The organism is Ferviditalea candida (genome assembly GCF_035282765.1).
Classification (GTDB): Bacteria; Bacillota; Bacilli; order Paenibacillales; family KCTC-25726; genus Ferviditalea; species Ferviditalea candida.
The window spans coordinates 12,693-30,808 of the sequence record NZ_JAYJLD010000004.1; the positions used below are offsets into that span (position 1 = coordinate 12,693).

At 45.5% G+C, this 18,116-nt stretch carries 13 protein-coding genes; all 13 read left to right on the plus strand.

Going from position 1 to position 18,116, the window contains the following annotated elements:
- On the plus strand, positions 1-483 hold the full coding sequence (locus tag VF724_RS03760) for a lasso peptide biosynthesis B2 protein (RefSeq protein WP_371752884.1): 483 nt from the start codon (positions 1-3) through the stop codon (positions 481-483).
- Positions 473-1,660, plus strand: coding sequence for a nucleotidyltransferase domain-containing protein (locus VF724_RS03765; RefSeq protein WP_371752885.1), 1,188 nt, complete (start codon positions 473-475; stop codon positions 1,658-1,660). Before VF724_RS03760 ends, VF724_RS03765 begins: the two co-directional genes overlap by 11 nt.
- Positions 1,661-1,670: 10 nt before the next feature.
- Positions 1,671-3,494 carry an ABC transporter ATP-binding protein gene (locus tag VF724_RS03770; protein WP_371752886.1) on the plus strand — a complete coding sequence of 608 codons (1,824 nt, stop codon included), beginning with the start codon at positions 1,671-1,673 and terminating at the stop codon, positions 3,492-3,494.
- A gap of 360 nt (positions 3,495-3,854) precedes the next feature.
- Positions 3,855-4,601, plus strand: a complete 747-nt coding sequence (locus VF724_RS03775; protein WP_371752887.1) for a glycosyltransferase family 32 protein — start codon at positions 3,855-3,857, stop codon at positions 4,599-4,601.
- 13 nt (positions 4,602-4,614) lie between these two features.
- Positions 4,615-5,841, plus strand: coding sequence for a glycosyltransferase (locus tag VF724_RS03780; RefSeq protein WP_371752888.1), 1,227 nt, complete (start codon positions 4,615-4,617; stop codon positions 5,839-5,841).
- Positions 5,838-6,890: a glycosyltransferase gene (locus VF724_RS03785; RefSeq protein ID WP_371752889.1), complete on the plus strand. Its 1,053-nt coding sequence runs from the start codon at positions 5,838-5,840 to the stop codon at positions 6,888-6,890. The genes VF724_RS03780 and VF724_RS03785 overlap by 4 nt, the downstream gene beginning before the upstream one ends.
- Entirely contained in the window at positions 6,887-8,047 is a 1,161-nt protein-coding gene (locus tag VF724_RS03790) for a polysaccharide pyruvyl transferase family protein (protein WP_371752890.1), read from the plus strand. The genes VF724_RS03785 and VF724_RS03790 overlap by 4 nt, the downstream gene beginning before the upstream one ends.
- A gap of 15 nt (positions 8,048-8,062) precedes the next feature.
- A complete protein-coding gene (locus VF724_RS03795) occupies positions 8,063-9,256 on the plus strand; it encodes a glycosyltransferase (protein WP_371752891.1) in 1,194 nt (397 codons plus the stop codon).
- A gap of 8 nt (positions 9,257-9,264) precedes the next feature.
- Entirely contained in the window at positions 9,265-10,446 is a 1,182-nt protein-coding gene (locus tag VF724_RS03800) for a glycosyltransferase (protein ID WP_371752892.1), read from the plus strand.
- Positions 10,447-10,630: 184 nt separating this feature from the next.
- Complete coding sequence (locus VF724_RS03805; protein ID WP_371752893.1) at positions 10,631-11,659, plus strand: glycoside hydrolase family 88 protein; 1,029 nt, start codon at positions 10,631-10,633, stop codon at positions 11,657-11,659.
- Between the two features lie 72 nt (positions 11,660-11,731).
- On the plus strand, positions 11,732-14,149 hold the full coding sequence (locus VF724_RS03810) for a right-handed parallel beta-helix repeat-containing protein (protein ID WP_371752894.1): 2,418 nt from the start codon (positions 11,732-11,734) through the stop codon (positions 14,147-14,149).
- 94 nt (positions 14,150-14,243) lie between these two features.
- The gene (locus VF724_RS03815) at positions 14,244-15,812 is read left to right on the plus strand and encodes a lipopolysaccharide biosynthesis protein (RefSeq protein ID WP_371752895.1); all 1,569 of its coding nucleotides are present in this window, start codon (positions 14,244-14,246) and stop codon (positions 15,810-15,812) included.
- Positions 15,813-16,273: 461 nt separating this feature from the next.
- On the plus strand, positions 16,274-18,097 hold the full coding sequence (locus VF724_RS03820; RefSeq protein ID WP_371752896.1) for a polysaccharide biosynthesis protein: 1,824 nt from the start codon (positions 16,274-16,276) through the stop codon (positions 18,095-18,097).
- Positions 18,098-18,116 lie beyond the last annotated feature (19 nt).

Here is an 18,116-nt window from a genome sequence, read left to right on the forward strand (position 1 = left end):
ATGAATATCATACGCAAGGCAAAATTGTTCCTATCATTAAATATAAGCATGAAGCTGCTGCTTTTAGAGGCGTTTATTTACCTCGGATGGGCGAGAATATTGATTCTTCGGCCGTTTATCGAAATTGCCCCTTCATTGGGCCGTCATATGGCGGAAACTTCGGCTGCACCCGCTGGCGCGAATAAGCTTGAATTGCGTCGGGTTCATGAGGCGATCGAAATAATGAGCAAATATGCGCCCTGGGAAAGCAAATGTTTGGTTCGAGCCATAGCGGCAATGAAGATGCTGGAAAGGCGCCGTATTGAAAGCACACTCTATTTGGGTACGGCAAAGGACGAGGGCAGAAAAATGATTGCGCATGCTTGGCTGCGCAGCGGTCCCTATTATATTACCGGTGCGGAGGGCATGGAGACATTTACGGTAGTGGGCAAATTCGCCAAATTGATGAATGAAAAGGTTGAAGGAGAGCTTGATGGACAATAATTTCGTGCTGGATTTATCGGATTTATCCGGCGAGATGAGATTGCTGCTGGACATCATGAGTGCAGAGGGCAAGGATATCGGCCGATCGCCCGGTCGTAAGACGGATTTCCGGGGGATCGATTGGGATTTGTTCCTGCAGCTCGTGATCCATCACAGGGTCTATCCTTGCATTTATACGACGTTAAAAAATATGGAGGAACGGCAGGTTCCCGGACGTGTTCTGGAAGCCTTGCATCATTTATACAAAAGAAACGCCTATGAAATGCTGTATTTAAGCGGGGAAATGGAGCAGGTCAGCCGATTGGCGGCGAATGAGCAAATCCGCGCGTTGTTTCTGAAGGGGCCGGTGCTTGCCGACTATCTTTACGGGGATTTATCCCTGCGCAGCTCCATGGATCTGGATTTGTTGATCCAGTCCTGCGACCTTTATAAGATGGAACGCTTGCTGGTACAGCTCGGCTACGAGAAAGACGACTATATCCAGAGCGTATTGAGCGACTGGAAGTGGCGGCATCATCATATCACTTTTCTTCATCCCAAGAAAGGAATCAAGCTTGAAATTCATTGGAGGTTGAACCCAGGGCCAGGAAAGGAACCAAGCTTTCATCAGTTTTGGGAACGCAAAGCGTTAAGTCCGCTGACGAATCACCCGGTTTACATGCTGGGAAGAGAGGATTTATTCCTGTTTTTGATTACCCACGGCGCGCGTCATGGTTGGTCAAGACTCCGGTGGCTGGAGGATATCCGCCGATTGGTGAAGCAGCCGTTGGACTGGAAAAGGCTGCATCTCTTACTAAAAAGCTATCAGTATGTTCATGTGGGCGGTCAAGCGCTAATCCTGGCATCAGAGTTGTTGAATACGCGCGTTACGGCGGAAATGAAGGGCTTGCTGAAGCCCCGTTCAAGGCAACTGGCGCAGGATGCGGTATTTTATATAAAGGAGATGGTGAACTTGCATACGCCCCCTCTGCCGGAGCATGTGGCCAGGCACCATCAGCGCCACTTATTTTCCTTGATGTCGGGTCAGCAAAAGCTGTTGTTCATTTCCAGTTTTTTATACCCTTACCATGAGGATGCCGAGACGCTGCCGCTGCCTAAAAAACTGCATTTTTTATACTTCCCGCTGCGCCCCGTGTTATGGGCCTGGAGAAAAACGAAGAAGCGTGCCTTTTCTTAGGGAGGTTATTATGGAAGCTGTTTTGTACTTCACCAAAAAACTGCATGCTTATGCAGGAAGAATCCTATATTTCAACCTCCTGGGAATCGTTTTTATCAGCCTTCTTGACGGGATAGGCGTGTTCTTGTTAATCCCGATGCTGAGCATGACCGGAATGCTGAACTTGAGCATCGGCTCGACTCCCGTTTCGGGTTATTTTTCTTTCCTGATGAGCTTCCCCAAAACCTACGGATTACTGCTCATCCTAGGGATTTATATTGTGTTGATCATAGGCCAGAGTTTTGTTAAAAGGAATTTGAGCCTGCGGGATATAAAGATTCATACCGGCTTTATCAACCATATTCGATTGGAAACCTACCGCGCTCTACTGTTGGCGAATTGGGATTTTTTCACGAAGAAAAGAAAATCCGATCTGATCAATTCCCTGACGGAGGAGCTGGGCCGGGTTACGAGCGGGACAAATTTGTTCCTGCAGTTTTTGGCTTCTCTTGTGTTTACGCTGATCCAAGTCGGCATCGCTTTTTGGCTGTCGGTGAAAATGACTTTGTTTGTGCTTTTCTGCGGGATGATCAGTGTTTTTCTGTCACGCAGGTTTATCAGCAAGGCCAAAATGCTGGGGAATCAAACCACAGTGCTGGCCAAAATATATCTTGCGGGGATCACCGATCATTTTAACGGAATCAAGGATATCAAGAGCAATATGCTTGAAGAGTCACGCTACCGGTGGCTGAATTCCTGGTGTGAACAAATTGCGCATGAACGGTATGAACACTCGAAGCTGACAACGAATTCGCAGCTTCTTTACAAGATTGCATTCGCACTGATCATCGCGGTTTTTATTTATTTCTCCGTTGCGGTGTTTGATGCCCGGGGGGAGCAATTGCTGTTGATTATTCTTATTTTCTCCCGATTATGGCCGCGTTTTACAAGCATTCAGTCCAATCTGGAGCAAATCGCCGCTTCGATTCCCGCCTTTAAAGCGTTGATGAAATTGCAAAGGGACTGCAAGTTTGCCAAGGAATCGGAAGGCGAACATATGAACAACAAGGTAGAGCCCCTTCATATGAATGAAGGTCTGGAATGTCGCCATGTTTATTTTCGATATAATCCGTATGAAGCTGTGCCGACACTCCAGGATATTAATATACATATTCCGGCCAAAAGCATGACTGCGATTGTCGGGCCATCCGGAGCCGGAAAAAGCACCCTCATCGATCTGCTCATGGGCATGCTGAAGCCGGAGCAAGGGAGAATATGTGTCGATGGCGATCCCCTGACAGATGATCGTATTTTTTCCTTCAGACGCTCGATCAGCTATGTCCCTCAGGATCCGTTCTTATTTAATGCAAGCATCAGGGAAAATTTGCTGTTGATCGAACCCGATGCACGGGAAGAACAGATTTGGAAGGCGTTGAAATTTGCCTCGGCCGCCGAATTTGTCAAGAAGCTGCCTGATGGGTTGGACACGATCATCGGCGATAGAGGCGTCAGGCTTTCCGGAGGGGAACGCCAGCGGCTTGTTGTGGCCAGAGCGATTCTGCGACAACCGTCCATTCTAATTCTGGATGAAGCGACAAGCGCGCTCGATACGGAGAATGAAGCGAACATTCAGCAGGCGCTGGACAATTTAAAGGGCACAATGACGATTATCGTGGTTGCCCATCGGCTGTCGACCATTCGAAACGCCGATCAGGTCATTGTATTGGACCAGGGAAAGGTGATGCAGATCGGCTGCTTCAATCAGCTGGCCGGGGAAAAAGGCGGGTTGTTCGATCGCTTATTAGCTAATCAGCTTTCGGATTCCCGGGTGGTGGCTTTTACGAGAGTGCCCTAAACGGTACGCTTGGGATAGTAAAAATTGGTTGACATGTTCTATATAAAGAACTAAAATGAGGGTTGAAGGGTGAGTTATTGTGAATATACGACAAATTGCACTATTTTTTTAAATAAAAGTTCACTATATAGAACGAATTGATCAGGAATGTATTTACATCCGGTGATGTCTCCTTACCGTTATCAATGGAAGCACTCGGTCATGCTGTGGGTTTGGACAGAACCTTAGACGCCGGTCGTCGATGGTATGGTGTGAGGATGGGTTTGATGCCCGTATAAAGTTATTGACTATGGGAATCTCTCCGCCGGACAGACTCCCATAGTCAAAAACTTTATTCATTCAAATTTAGGAAGTGATCGAATGGCACTGACCCCTCAAATCCCCAAGATGATCCACTATTGTTGGTTCGGGGGAAAGGATAAACCGGAAATCGTCAACCGGTGCATAGACAGCTGGAGAACGCATCTGGCGGATTATGAAATCAAACAATGGAACGAACAAAATTTTGATATCGGCTGCAATTTATATGTGAAAGAGGCTTATGAAGCAAAAAAATTCGCCTTTGTCAGCGATTATGTCAGGGTATATGCTTTATACCATTTCGGAGGGGTATATTTGGATACAGATGTCGAAGTGTTTAAATCCTTTGATGTTCTGCTGCATCATGACTCCTTCTGGGGCTTCGAACAAGAGAACTATATCGCTACAAGCACGATCGGAGCGGCCAAAGGCAACAAGCTGATCAAAGCTTTTTTGGACTCCTACAGCGAAAAGAGCTTTATCAAGGAAGGCGGAGGCTATGATGTGATCACCAACGTCGCTGTTGTCACTGCGCTGCTGGAGAAGATGGGCTTGAAGGCAAATGGCCAATATCAGGAAATCGAGGGAATCGGCGCTTTTTATCCGCAGACTTATTTTTCCCCCTATGATTATATTAACTGCAGAACGCTCATGATGGATAATACTTATGCGATGCATCATTTTTATAAAAGCTGGCTTCCGCCCGGGGCAAGAGTAAAGGGTCGGTTGAAACAGATGCTTGCCGGGATAATCGGCGGCAATAATATTGCCAGGATAAGAAAAATTGTTAAGGAATTTACGGGATAGTCAGGAGATAGCCATGAAGAAGATTTTGATAGCCTCTTTCGATCTGGAGGTCGGGGGAGTAGAAAGAAGCCTGATCAGCATGCTTGAACAGTTTGATTACAAGCATCACAGCGTCGATTTGATGCTTTACAAACATCAAGGCGATTTTATGAGCCTGCTTCCTCAAAAAGTGAATTTATTAAGAGAAAATCGGCATTATGCGGCTTTCAGAAAATCGATTGGAGAGCTTCTAAGAAATCGGCAGTATGCAATAGGGTTGTCCAGAATGATTGCGAAGATGCATGCAGGCTTTATGGGAGCAATGAAAAGAATAACGGAGCCGGGTTACTATCAAATGCAACTCATGTGGAAGTATGCTTTGCCGTTTTTGCCGAAAATGGAAAAGAAGTATGATATGGCGATCAGCTATTTGTGGCCGCATTATTTTGTTGCGGAAAAGGTGAATGCTGATACGAAGGTAGCTTGGATCCATACGGATTATTCCACGGTGGAAACCGACAGAGCTATGGATATGAGCATGTGGAACAAATTTGATCATATTGCGGCGGTATCGGAAGCGTGCCGGGATTCTTTTTTGCGGAAATATCCCGAACTGGAGAGCAAAGTATGGGTCGTTGAGAATATCACTTCTCCGAATTTTGTCCGAACATTGGCGGATGAGGAGATAACATCCCCCCTCCTTTCCGATCGTCGATTCAAGGTGATGACAGTAGCCAGACTGTCTCACGCCAAAGGAATCGATCAAGCCGTTCATACGCTGAAACTGCTGAAGGATCGGGGTTATGACGATATCGTCTGGTATGTTGTCGGGTATGGCGGCGACGAATCCGCGATTAGGCAATTGATTTCGAAATACAGCCTGGAGGATCGCTTTATCTTGCTGGGGAAACAATTGAACCCATACCCTTTCATGAGAGCAAGCGATATTTACGTACAGCCTTCCCGCTACGAAGGCAAGGCGGTTACTGTGACGGAAGCGAAAATTTTGGGCAAGCCGATTTTGATCACGAATTATCCGACTGCCGGCAGCCAAGTGGAAGATGGCTATGACGGCATTATTTGCGATTTGAGTGTCGAAGGAATCGCTCGCGGAATTGAGCGGCTGTACCATAGCGAAGCGTTGCGGGCCCATCTGGTCAGGAATCTGAAGGATATGGATTTCAGCAACGGCGATGAGTTGGAGAAGCTGTATGCCATGATCGGGAACCGCAATCCGGAAGGAAGGGTGGCCTGGAATTGAGCGTCAAAGTGAGTGTAATCATTCCCGTTTATAATGCCGAGCCTTATATTGCCCAATGTATCGAATCGCTGCAGAAGCAGACTCTTCATGCATGCGAATTTATTTTCATCAATGACGGTTCGACCGATAACAGCGGGGCAATTATCGAAGACTACCGAAAATCCGATGGTAGAATCCTGCTGATCGAGCAAGAAAACCGGGGAGTAAGCGCGGCAAGGAACAAGGGGCTGGAAGCGGTCTCCGGCGAATATATCGGATTTGTCGACGCGGATGATTGGATCGAGGCGGATATGTACGAAAAGCTGTACTCAGCGGCCAAACGGCATGATGTCGATGCTGTCCTATGCAACTTTGAAGAGGAAATCGACGGACATCAAGTGATCACGCGATTTCCGTTTCCGGTAAACGTCAAACTGGGCAGAGACGATATTGAAGAGGAGTTTTTACCTTATTTCCTAAAAACCGATAAATTGAATTCTGCAGTCAACAAAATTTATAAAAACCGGATCGTCAGAGACAGCGGAATCAAGTTTCCGGATGAAGTTGCTTTAGGGGAAGACGGAATGTTTAACATTCGTTTTTTTAGTCGGGCTTCCAGTTTTCAATATATCGATTACACCGGATACCATTACAGGGAGGTTGCGGGAAGCGCGACCCGGAATATATCGGATAAAGATTACTTCAAACGGGCCTTGGAGGTTTTTGCCCAGGAGATTCCGGAAATTCCGGCAGGAAAACTCCGGAGGGAAGAAGTCATCCGGTTAAAAGCCATTAAGCTGATCCACAACGTGATGGCGTACATCCATATCTATCTTCGGCCATCTAAAGAGATGAGCTTCGGCAGGCGATATCGGTACGTCAAGCATATGATTGAGCATCACGTTGTCAGAAACGCCCTTCCCCAATTTTTCAGAGAGAATTATCCCTTTTTGGGAAGGTACGAAAAAGTACTGCTGCATCTGATCCGGAGGAAATCCGTCATCGGATTGTATTGCATTACAGGCTACAGCAGATTGAGAGCAAAATCATACAGGAGGAATGGATCGTGAGAGTTTTCATGTTTGCGCACGGCGGCAGCTTGAACCGCGGATGTGAGGCCATTGTTCGTTCGACCACTCATATCATCAAGGACCGAATCAATGGAGCGCAGGTTTATTTGGCTTCCGGGAAACCCGAAACAGATCGGATCATCACCGAATTGGACGAAATATACGACGGTTCCGACAGTCCGATTACCAAATACTCCCTGGGTTGGTGGGTCTCTTCACTTAAGGTAAAGCTCTTTCAAGATGAATCTTATGCATTGGGGAAAATCAAGAGCAATATCACCAAGCATGTCAGTAACATGGATGTATGCTTATCGATAGGCGGGGACAATTACTGTTACGGGGAGCAGCCGGACATCTATGAGGTCGACAAAAGAATTAAGGCACAAGGTAAAAAGCTGGTGTTGTGGGGATGCTCGATCGGCGAAGAGGATTTGTCGAAGAGAAAATTGGAGGATTTGAAATTATTCGATTTAATCCTGGCCCGCGAAACATTGACCCTTGAGTTATTAAAGAAGTCGGGGCTGACCAATGTAAAGCTGTGTGCGGACTCCGCTTTCACAATGAAGAAGGAGGAACTTCCGCTTCCTGAAGGTTGGCAGGAAGGAAATACGGTTGGACTTAATTTCAGCCCGCTGGTATGGAATCGGAATAAGCAATCCCGGACTGCAGTCAGGGATTTGATTCAGCATATCTTGAATACGACGGATATGACAATCGCATTGACACCTCATGTGATCCAGGACGGCAACAATGATTATGAGCTGCTGCTTCAATTTTTTAACGAGTTTACATATACGAACCGGGTCATTCTGCTGCCGGATCATCTTAATGCGATGCAATATAAAGGGTATATTGCAAGAATGCGTTTCTTCATTGGAGCCCGAACGCATGCGACGATTGCCGCTTATTCCTCATTTGTGCCAACGCTCGTGCTGGGTTACAGCATTAAGTCGAGGGGGATTTCAAAGGATATTTTCGGGGAAGAAAAGCTGGTATTGGGTGTAAACGATATTTCGGACAGCAGTAAATTGACGGCAGTTTTCGATGAAATGATCAAGGAGGAACGGACTTTGATCCGGCAATTGAAGCAGTCCATCCCCCATATTCAAAAAATGGCATATCAATCTGTAGAATATTTAACTGAGTTAGCGATGTAGGCGGCAGGGGATGCTATGAAAAAAAATTTGCTTTTCGTGATGCCCAGCTTATCCGCCGGCGGCGGGGAAAAAAGCTTGATCAATTTATTAAGCCAAATCGACTATAACCTGTACAATGTCGACTTGTTTTTGTTTAACAAACAAGGGGTATTGGTAAATCAAATACCCAGCGAAGTGAAAATTCTGGAGCTGGCGGCAAATTATAGAACTTATACCCGTCGTATGATAAGCTCCGTAATTCATTTTTTGAAAAACGGTCAGTTCCATTTGGCCTATTCCAGAATCATTTATACTGCGATGAACAGAATGATGAACAATATGGATATTTCAGAGCAGTATTCATGGAAGTATATAGCCAAATCGCATGATGCGATAAGTAAAGAATACGATGCAGCTATTGGATATCTTGAGAAATCGTCCATCTATTTTTTGGTGGAGAAGGTCAGAGCCAACAAGAAAATCGGATGGATTCATACAAACTACTCAAGCTCAAGTATGGATTATCGATTTGATTACCCTTACTTTGAACAATTGGATTATATGGTTACGGTGTCCAAGGAATGCGCGGAGTCTCTGAAGGAGAACTTCAAGAATTTGAAAGGCAAAGTGAGAGTCATTCACAACATCATTGCGCCCGAAGTCATCAAGAGCTTAGCCGAAGATGAAATTCAAGATGATTTCATCCTGGAAGAAAGCTTCACAAACATCGTTACTATAGGCAGGCTAAGCCATGAGAAGGGCATAGACATTGCGGTAGAAGCTTGCAGGCAATTAATCGGCAAAGGTCTTAAGGTCAGATGGTACGTTTTGGGCAGCGGCAGTGAATTAAAGAAGTTAGAAAAAATGATTAAAAAATATGGATTGGATCATCACTTTAAGTTGTTGGGCTTTAGAGAAAATCCATATCCTTATATAAAAAGATGCGATATCTATGTGCAGCCCTCAAGATATGAAGGGAAATCAATCGCGATTGACGAAGCCAAGATTCTGAGCAAGCCGATTATCGTCACAAATTTCAGCACGGCCAAAGATCAAATCACGGACGGAGTGGATGGCCTGATCGTGGAAATGAGTGCGCGAGCGATTGCGGAAGGAATCGGAAGGCTGATCCAAGAGAAAGATTTCAGATGCACCTTAGAAGAAAATCTATCGCGTTTGGAATTGGGGACTGAGAAAGAAGTTAACAAGCTATACCAACTTTTAACCTAGGTGGTTCTATGAAAAAAAACATTTTATTTGTGATGAACAATTTACACTGCGGCGGAGCAGAGAAGGCTCTCATTTCATTGTTGGAAACCATGGACTACAATAGGTTTAATGTCGATTTGTTTCTATTCAAGCATGAAGGGTTATTTTTCTCGAAAACTCCCAAGCAGGTGATTTTATTGCCTGAACCATCGGAATTCCAATATTTCGATATGTCTGCGAAAGCTGCTGTTGCGGGCTGTTTGAAAAAAGGAAGAGTCGATATCGCCGTATCAAGAATTCAGGCGGGTTTCATCTTCAGGTCGGAAAAAAATAGGGCAAAATGCGAGCAAAGGGTTTGGAAGCCTTTATCCAGAACGTTAAAAAGCATTGACAAAACCTACGATATTGCCGTCGGATTCCTTGAAAAGAATCCGATTTATTTTTGCGTGGAGAAGGTACATGCGCTGAAGAAAATCGGGTTTATCCATAATGATTATGACAAACTGGGGATGGATCCGGATTTGGATGAGCAATATTTTGATGCATTAGATCATATCGTCTCCGTTTCCGAGAGCAGCGTTCGAATTCTTCAGGGGCGTTTTCCGCATTACCGCCATAAAATCGCGCTGATGCACAATATCGTATCCCCGAATATCATCAATAAACTATCCTTCGAGGACGCCGACCTGAAGCGCGGAGGCTTCACTATCGTTTCGGTAGGAAGATTGCATCCCCAAAAAGGCTTTGATATGGCGATCGAAGCTTGCGGGATGTTGATTCGCGAAGGGTATGACATCCGATGGCTGGTGATTGGAGAAGGTAATGAAAGGATGAAGCTGGAAAAGATGATCGAGGAAAATCATCTTCAGCAAAAATTCATTCTATTGGGAATGCAGGAAAATCCTTATCCCTATATCAGGATGGCTGATCTATATGTGCAGCCGTCCAGGTTTGAAGGCAAACCGGTCGCAATTGATGAAGCAAAAATACTATGCAAGCCCATTGTGGCGACGAATTTCAGCACAGTGAAGGATCAAATCATTCACAACGAAAACGGCCTTATCGTAGATATGACACCCGAAGCTATATCCGAGGGAATCAAGAAATTAATTGAAGATCAGGCATTAAGAAATGCATTTGTTGATCATTTATCCCGTGAACAATTAGGGACAGAAACGGAAATTCATAAGTTCTATCAATTATGCATGTAGTCAAGAGTTGACGGAGGGGAGTACCATTCCGGGTTTTATTTTCGTTTTAACAAGCGCCATATTGATTGTTATTCTCATCGATGTCATACCGGTTATTAGAGATTGGATAGGGCGGATTCATATAGGGAGATATGCCGGCAAGGACCCGTGGAGCCGAGCCGTTACGTATACAGCGGTGAAATGGTTGAATCACACACCCAGAATGAAGGTAACGGATCATACCCGATGGGTTGTGATCGACATGTTAAGGGGAAATTACTCGAAAAGGGCCATTCAGCATTGGCAAGAGGCTTCACTGCTGCTTGGGTTATCGGAATATTTAAAACAACATGACGATCAAGCGGTGAAGAGAGAAGTTTGGAGCTTTTTGGATTCCCGGTTTGACAGTAGCGGTGACTGGATTGAAAAACCCGAATATGTGGATGGGGCCATTCTTGCTTACGCTGTGATGAAACTGGAATTTATTGACCTGGAGCATTATCGAGCCGCATTTGAGTTAACATGGAGGATGATAGAAGCACATATTGGCGAAGACAGTACGATTATGTACCGGACATTCATGAAGGACTATCGTTATGTCGATACGATTGGTTTTGTATGTCCATTCCTGGTCTCCTATGGAATCAAATACAACAAACCGGAGTGTATAGATTTGGCATACCGCCAAATCAAACAGTATGAACTGCACGGCATGCTGGAGGATCGCCATATCCCCTGCCATGCCTATCAAATCGGGGATTTAATGCCTCTCGGCATATATGGCTGGGGCAGGGGACTTGGCTGGTATGCGCTGGGGCTTATCGATAGTTGGCTTGAACTGCCGGCAGGCCACAAATATAAAGCGTCTTTGGAGGAAAGCATCAAGGGATTTGCAACTGCGGTGATATCACTTCAACAAGCGAACGGAGGCTGGAATTGGACGGTCACCAGACGGGAGTGCAGATCCGATTCTTCAGCGACCGCCGCTTTAGGCTGGTTCCTGCTGAATGCTTCGCGTGTTCCGGGCCTTACCCAAATCTGTCTGAACCATGCCGATAAAGCTATACACTACCTGGCGGGAGTTACGAGAAGGAACGGGGCGGTAGATTTTTCACAGGGGGACACCAAGGATATCGGCGCATACTCGACACTGTTTAATATCATGCCTTTTACGCAGGGCCTTTGCGTCAGAATGATGCATTCCAATATTGTGCGATCACGAATCCACTCTTGAGCCTGAAAACACGTCCAATCTTTTCCCGATTATAGACATAGTATATTGGAAAAGCAGGAAAGAGTGATGGTCATGATAAAAGCAAACTTGGGAGATTTGGACGACATTGATTTGACGACAGCGCCTCCTTCCGACCAAGATGTGCTGACCTACGACGGCAATCAATCGAAGTGGGTTCCCCGGTTGCCCCAAGCGGCTGCCTCCAATAGCGACGGCTACTCTTATGTGATCGATTTAAACAGGTGGGGCATTGCTAATGACGGTACCGCTTCCGAGGCTACGACGAAGGGAATCAACGACGCTATCGCGTGGGCCCAATCGCAAGGCTATAATCACGTGGTATTGCCCGGCGGCACCTATCTATTAAAATTCGATCCGACGACGTTATCTTGCATTGTGATGAAAAGCGGGCTTCATTTTGAGATGGCCGAAGGATGCTTGCTGCAGCTGGAAACCAACTCCTCGCCTTATTATCGAATGATTGATGTGACCGGTGTCGAGAACGCCAAAGTCTCGGGGGGAACCCTGATCGGCGACAAACGGACGCATCTCTACCGAATCAGCGTCGGATTTGTCAGAGGCGGCGTTAACCCGGACGGTTCATTGAATAATGATCCGAATTTTATCCGGAGTAATGTGATAGACCGGTACGAGCATCCGGGATTGCTGAGGAAATTCAGGCTGTGGTCGATTAGCGGTATATCGGCAACGCAATATAGCTTCTATCAATATAAGGATACGGTGTCCGGCAGTACGCTGGTAGGTTTCAGAAATAACGGAGGTTTTGCTCCTGCAAGTCCGACGGGAAGAGGATGGTTTGGTCCGATTGACGCTGTCAACAAGATGGTTTTTGTTATTGACATCACTTCTTTGCCGTTAAGCGACGCCCAAATTGCCCAAATTCAGGCAAAAGTCGACAGCCAGGATTACACGCATGAATGGGGCGAAGGCATCGAAATCAAGGGTTCGAACCAGATCGATATCGATCATGTGGAGATCTCCGAATGCACCGGGGATGCGGTAGCGACCGGGTGGCTTCAATATCAATTGAATCCTGCGGATTACACGCAAGAACAGATGGGCTCGCGCATATTTGTCCACGACTGCGATCTTCATCATTGCAGGCGGCAGGGGATTACGCTCGGCGGTTCGGATGATATCTATATATTCAATAATCACATTCATCATATCGGTTTCGCCGCAGACGGCACAACCGTCGACGGCACCCCCCCGATGTTCGGGATCGATATCGAATCGATGTGGTCGCAGACGAATATTCCGACCTGGCGGCCCGAGCTTAATCAGCAGGGCTTTGAGCTTAATACAAGGATCTATATTTATCATAATTCTATTCATCATAATGCCCGGGGACACTTTATCAATGCTGACGGAATCAACGTGGTGGTTGAGGCCAATACATTCGAAGGCGGAAACGTCGGAGGCATCAGCTCCTATCGAAACAATATGTATGTGAAGTATCTGAACAACACTTTTATTGGATGCGAGCTGGTTGTTGAAGGGGATAATTTCGTTCATGGAGCCGTATGCAACAACGGTAACATTAAATTATTGGATGTTGAGGGGGCCTTTATTTCCGATTGTCATATCACGAACGGAAACTTTTACGGCTCCAGCGTTTACGGCTATTTCGGCACGCCTGCAGTGGATGTTGCGACAGGAACGTTTAGCTACAGCTTGCCGCACGGGATGGGCAATGGCGCGCAAATTACGTTCGAGCAATGGTTAGGCAAAGTACCTTCCGGCATCAATCCCGATAAGCTGTACTATACTGTGAATATCACGCCGACCAGCTTTCAGGTTTCCGAAACCAAGGGAGGGACGCCGGCTGCGATTACGGATGCGGGGCAAGCCGGCTTTAATATCAGCCGTTATGATTACGGCAGATGCTATATTGCCAATATCACCGTTGAACGAGAGTGGAGAAATGATAATGCACTGACGTTTAACTTTTCGCTCCTTCTAACGGGTGGAGTGCTAAAGAACATAACAGTCAAAAATTACGAAGCGAGCATTCAAGCCCCGAAAAATTATGCCGGACGACCGATCACAGTGGAAGGCCTTACGGTAATTGAAGGTGGAGCGAATTTGGACGCATGCAATTTAAGCAACGGGAAATTCATCAGAATCAAAACGGGAATCATGGGCGGGGATATCAATCTGACCACGTCTCAAAATACAAGGAGAATTTACGCTGAGGATTGCTTGTTCCAGAATGTCGGGGTGAACTTCGGGAATGTTGTCCTGCACAATAGTACATTCCTTAACGCGTTAATCCAGAAACCGACAGCGCAGAATTCATTGGTTTCCGTCATTTCGAATTCTTATTTGGAAAATACGAAAATTTATTTGCACTGGCTAACCGTAAATAAAGCGATGATCATTGCCAAATGTGTTTTCGATCGTGTGACAACCGATATCAACGCTAATACGAAGCTGGTCGATAATCTCGATTTGAATTCCGTCACATAAAGTAGCTCTATAAATGATATGAATCCGGTCATGATGCGTCTACTGACAGGAGTCTGCTTCATGATCGGATTCTTTCGATGAAGGGGTCAAGACAATGAGAATCAAAAGTTCAATATTGAACATTACTGCAGGATTGGGAAATCAGATCATTATTACAGTTCTCAGTTTTATTTCACGAACGGTTTTTATCAGCGGCTTGGGGATGGAGTATCTTGGGATCAACGGATTGTTTACGAATATATTGGCCATGCTGGCGCTTGCGGAAGCGGGCATCGGCTCAAGCATCGTATACAGTCTGTATAAACCGGTCGCGGACAACGATCACGAAAAAATCAATATGCTGATGAAGCTGTACAAAAAAGCCTATATGGTCATTGCGCTCATTGTCTTCCTGTTAGGCCTGGCCGTGCTGCCATTTATCAAATACATGGTCAAAGACACCAGCGTGGATCATCTGTATCTCATTTATTTTATCTTTTTGTTGAATACAGTAGCTCCTTTTTTATATGTACATAAAAGCTCATTTTTAAACGTCTGCCAGAAGAACTATATTGTAACCGGAGTATATTCTATCTCTTCAATCTTGTCCGTAGGCGTGAAAATCGGCATTCTTTATTTTACGAAAAATTATATTTTGTATTTGATGATCGATAGTCTGTTGACCATCACGAATTCGATTATCCTTGCCGTCCTTGTAAATCGAATGTATCCGTTTCTGAAAAATAAAGTGACCGGAAAATTGGATGATGAAACGAAAGGGCAAATTTTTAAAAACGTAAAGGCAATTGTACTGCAAAACGTTGGCGGATACTTGATTTTCGGCACAGACAACATATTGATTTCATCGTTTGTCAGCGTAGTGGCGTTGGGGCTGTATTCGAACTATAAGATGCTGATGGATATTTGCAGGAATTTCATTAATCAGATTTTCAATAATACATACCATAGTTTCGGCAACCTGGTGGCAAAAGAAAGCAAATATAAAGTATACAGCGTATATCAGGCGTCGATGCTGCTCAATTTTTGGCTGTATTCATCGCTATCCATTTTTTTATTGATACTGATCGAGCCTTTCATTACAGTATGGTTAGGCCGGGACTTCCTATTGGGCCAAAGCGTGCTGGTCATTTTAATTCTCAGCTTTTATGAAAGAGGCATGCGAAACACCATCACGACCATCAAAACCACGGCCGGCATTTTTCGTGAGGATCGGTACGCTCCGTTGATTCAGGCAGCCGTAAATCTCGGGGTTTCCATCCTCCTTGTTCGGTATTGGGGAATTTCCGGCGTGTTCATCGGCACTTTAGTCAGCGCGCTGGCCGTACCTTTTTGGTATACTCCTTATTTGGTTTATAAAAAAGTGTTTAACAAGCCGCTGTACTACTATTTCGCCAAGTACGATTATTTCGTCATGTTGGGGATCGGAGCTTTTTTTGCCACACAGTCCATCTGCCGTTTTATTGTCCCGGAAGGGAATGATTTGGTGGCATTAATGCTGGAGGGTTTGGTTTGTCTCATCGTCCCCAACATTATCTATCTGCTGCTGTTCTATAGAACGAAGGAATTTAAATATTTATATGGGGTTTTTAAACAAACGGTGGGAAGTTTCGTTATCAAATTTAGGGTAAATAAAAGATCGCGAACCTCTCAGGAATCTCAATAAGAAATATCAGCAGGTGAAGTATAGGCTGTTGACATGTTCTTTACAAAGAACTAAAATGAAAATATATTACTTCAAATAGAACAAGGTGGCGTAAATTTTATAGCGATGTTCATTATAAAGAACGTAGAGTGATTTTTTTGTTCTCATTTTGTTTTTTTCGGAGAACATTTAAATGATTTAGGTTATTTTTTTAATTCTAGGTTCTTTATAAAGAACAAAATGAAATAGAAATTTTAAGTTCTTAATAAAAAAATTTCCGGTGATGTCTCCTTGCCGTTATCGATGGAGGTACTCGGCCATGCTGTGGGTTGAAGCAACCTTAGACGCGAGTCGTCGATAGTGTGGCGTGAGGATGGGTTCAATGCCCCAATTAAAGTTCTCGACAATGGATTTTCAGACAGAAAGATTCATGGTCAAGAACTTTAATATTTCATCATGTTCTTTGTGAAAGGGTGAGCTTTTTGACGTATCGTCAAAGGATTGGGCTATTAATCCTGATCGATTCATTTATCGTGTTAACGGCTGTTTTCTTCAGCCAGTTTTTGGTGAATGCGACTGTGTATGTCATTACGATGCCAATTGTGATGAGCTCCGTGACTTTACTGCTGAGTCACCATTTTTTCTCGTTCCGCTACAAGCTGTATAGAAAAGCCTGGCAGTATGCCAGCATCGGCGAGCTCATGATGATTTTCAAGGCTGTCACCTTTTCGATTGCGGTTGCCGCAATGGTCCAGCTAATCGTCATGAAGGACGTTTTTATTCGGCTGTTGTCGGTGACCTGGATGCTGCATATCCTGCTGATCGGGGGCTCCCGGTTTGCCTGGCGAATCGTCAGGGATACTTATATGATTGATGGCTCCAGTAAAAAACGAACATTGATTGTCGGTGCCGGGTCCGCCGGTACGATGGTGGCCAGGCAGCTGCTGAATAATTGCGACTCGGAGCTACTGCCGACTGCCTTTATCGATGATGACGTGAAAAAGCAGCATCTCGATATTCTCGGCATTCCCGTAGTCGGCGGTGTCGATCAAATTGAGAAGCAAGTTCAGGAGCTTGCGATCGAGAATATTGTTATCGCCATTCCGTCGCTGAGCAAAAAACAACTGAACACCATCGTTGCCGAATGCGCAAAAACAAAAGTTAAAACCCAAACGCTCCCGATGCTGGAGGATTTGATGACCGGGAAGGTTTCGGTGAATCAATTCCGCGATGTGCAGGTGGAGGATTTGCTGGGCCGGGAGCCGGTCGAGATGGATATTGAGAGCATCTCCGAAGATATCACGAATCATGTGGTGCTGGTCACGGGCGCGGGCGGTTCCATCGGTTCGGAAATTTGCCGCCAAATTGCCAAATTCAGACCAAAGGCCTTGATTCTTCTAGGGCACGGGGAAAACAGCATTTATTCGATAGAAATGGAATTAAAGGATACATACGGGAATGATCTCATTCAGTTTGTGACCGAAATTGCGGATATCCAGGACGCTAAGAAAATGATGTCGATCATGGGCGCCTATCGGCCGCATGTCGTATACCATGCCGCAGCGCATAAGCATGTGCCGCTCATGGAGCGCAATCCGGAGGAGGCGGTCAAAAACAATTTGATCGGAACGTTGAACGTTGCCAAAGCGGCGAGCCGGTTCGGTGTGAGTACGTTTGTCATGATTTCTACCGATAAAGCTGTCAATCCGACCAGTGTTATGGGCGCGACCAAACGATTGGCCGAGATGGTCATCCAAAATATGAATAATGGGAGCAAAACCAAGTTCGTCGCGGTTCGTTTCGGGAACGTGCTGGGCAGTCGGGGCAGCGTCATTCCGCGGTTCAAGAAACAAATCGCCGAGGGTGGTCCGGTTACGGTCACGCATCCGGACATGGTCCGGTATTTCATGACGATTCCGGAAGCATCCCGACTGGTGATCCAAGCCGGCGCTTTGGCTGAAGGCGGAGAAATTTTTGTGCTGGATATGGGGGAGCCGGTCAAGATCGTCAATTTGGCTCAAAACCTGATCAGGCTTTCAGGCCATTCAATTGATGACATCAGCATCGAATTTACCGGAATCCGGCCGGGGGAAAAGCTTTTTGAGGAACTGCTGAAGGAAAATGAGGTCCATGAACAGCAGGTTTACCCGAAAATTTACATCGGGAAAACCGCAGATCTTTATATAGAGGAAATTGAACAAATCATCGCAACCTACGCGAATCTCGATAAAGCGGCGCTCAAAGAAGCATTGTTGAATTTGGCCAACAACAAAGTGGCTGCACCCAAATTAATGTCGATCGGATAATTTTACATAAAGGGGAGCA

Coding starts and splice junctions, on each gene's coding strand:
- VF724_RS03810 (WP_371752894.1), top strand. CDS start 11,732: ATGATAAAAGCAAACTTGGGAGATTTGGACGACATTGATTTGACGACA.
- VF724_RS03780 (WP_371752888.1), top strand. CDS start 4,615: ATGAAGAAGATTTTGATAGCCTCTTTCGATCTGGAGGTCGGGGGAGTA.
- VF724_RS03760 (WP_371752884.1), top strand. CDS start 1: ATGAATATCATACGCAAGGCAAAATTGTTCCTATCATTAAATATAAGC.
- VF724_RS03770 (WP_371752886.1), top strand. CDS start 1,671: ATGGAAGCTGTTTTGTACTTCACCAAAAAACTGCATGCTTATGCAGGA.
- VF724_RS03800 (WP_371752892.1), top strand. CDS start 9,265: ATGAAAAAAAACATTTTATTTGTGATGAACAATTTACACTGCGGCGGA.
- VF724_RS03765 (WP_371752885.1), top strand. CDS start 473: ATGGACAATAATTTCGTGCTGGATTTATCGGATTTATCCGGCGAGATG.
- VF724_RS03815 (WP_371752895.1), top strand. CDS start 14,244: ATGAGAATCAAAAGTTCAATATTGAACATTACTGCAGGATTGGGAAAT.
- VF724_RS03795 (WP_371752891.1), top strand. CDS start 8,063: ATGAAAAAAAATTTGCTTTTCGTGATGCCCAGCTTATCCGCCGGCGGC.
- VF724_RS03775 (WP_371752887.1), top strand. CDS start 3,855: ATGGCACTGACCCCTCAAATCCCCAAGATGATCCACTATTGTTGGTTC.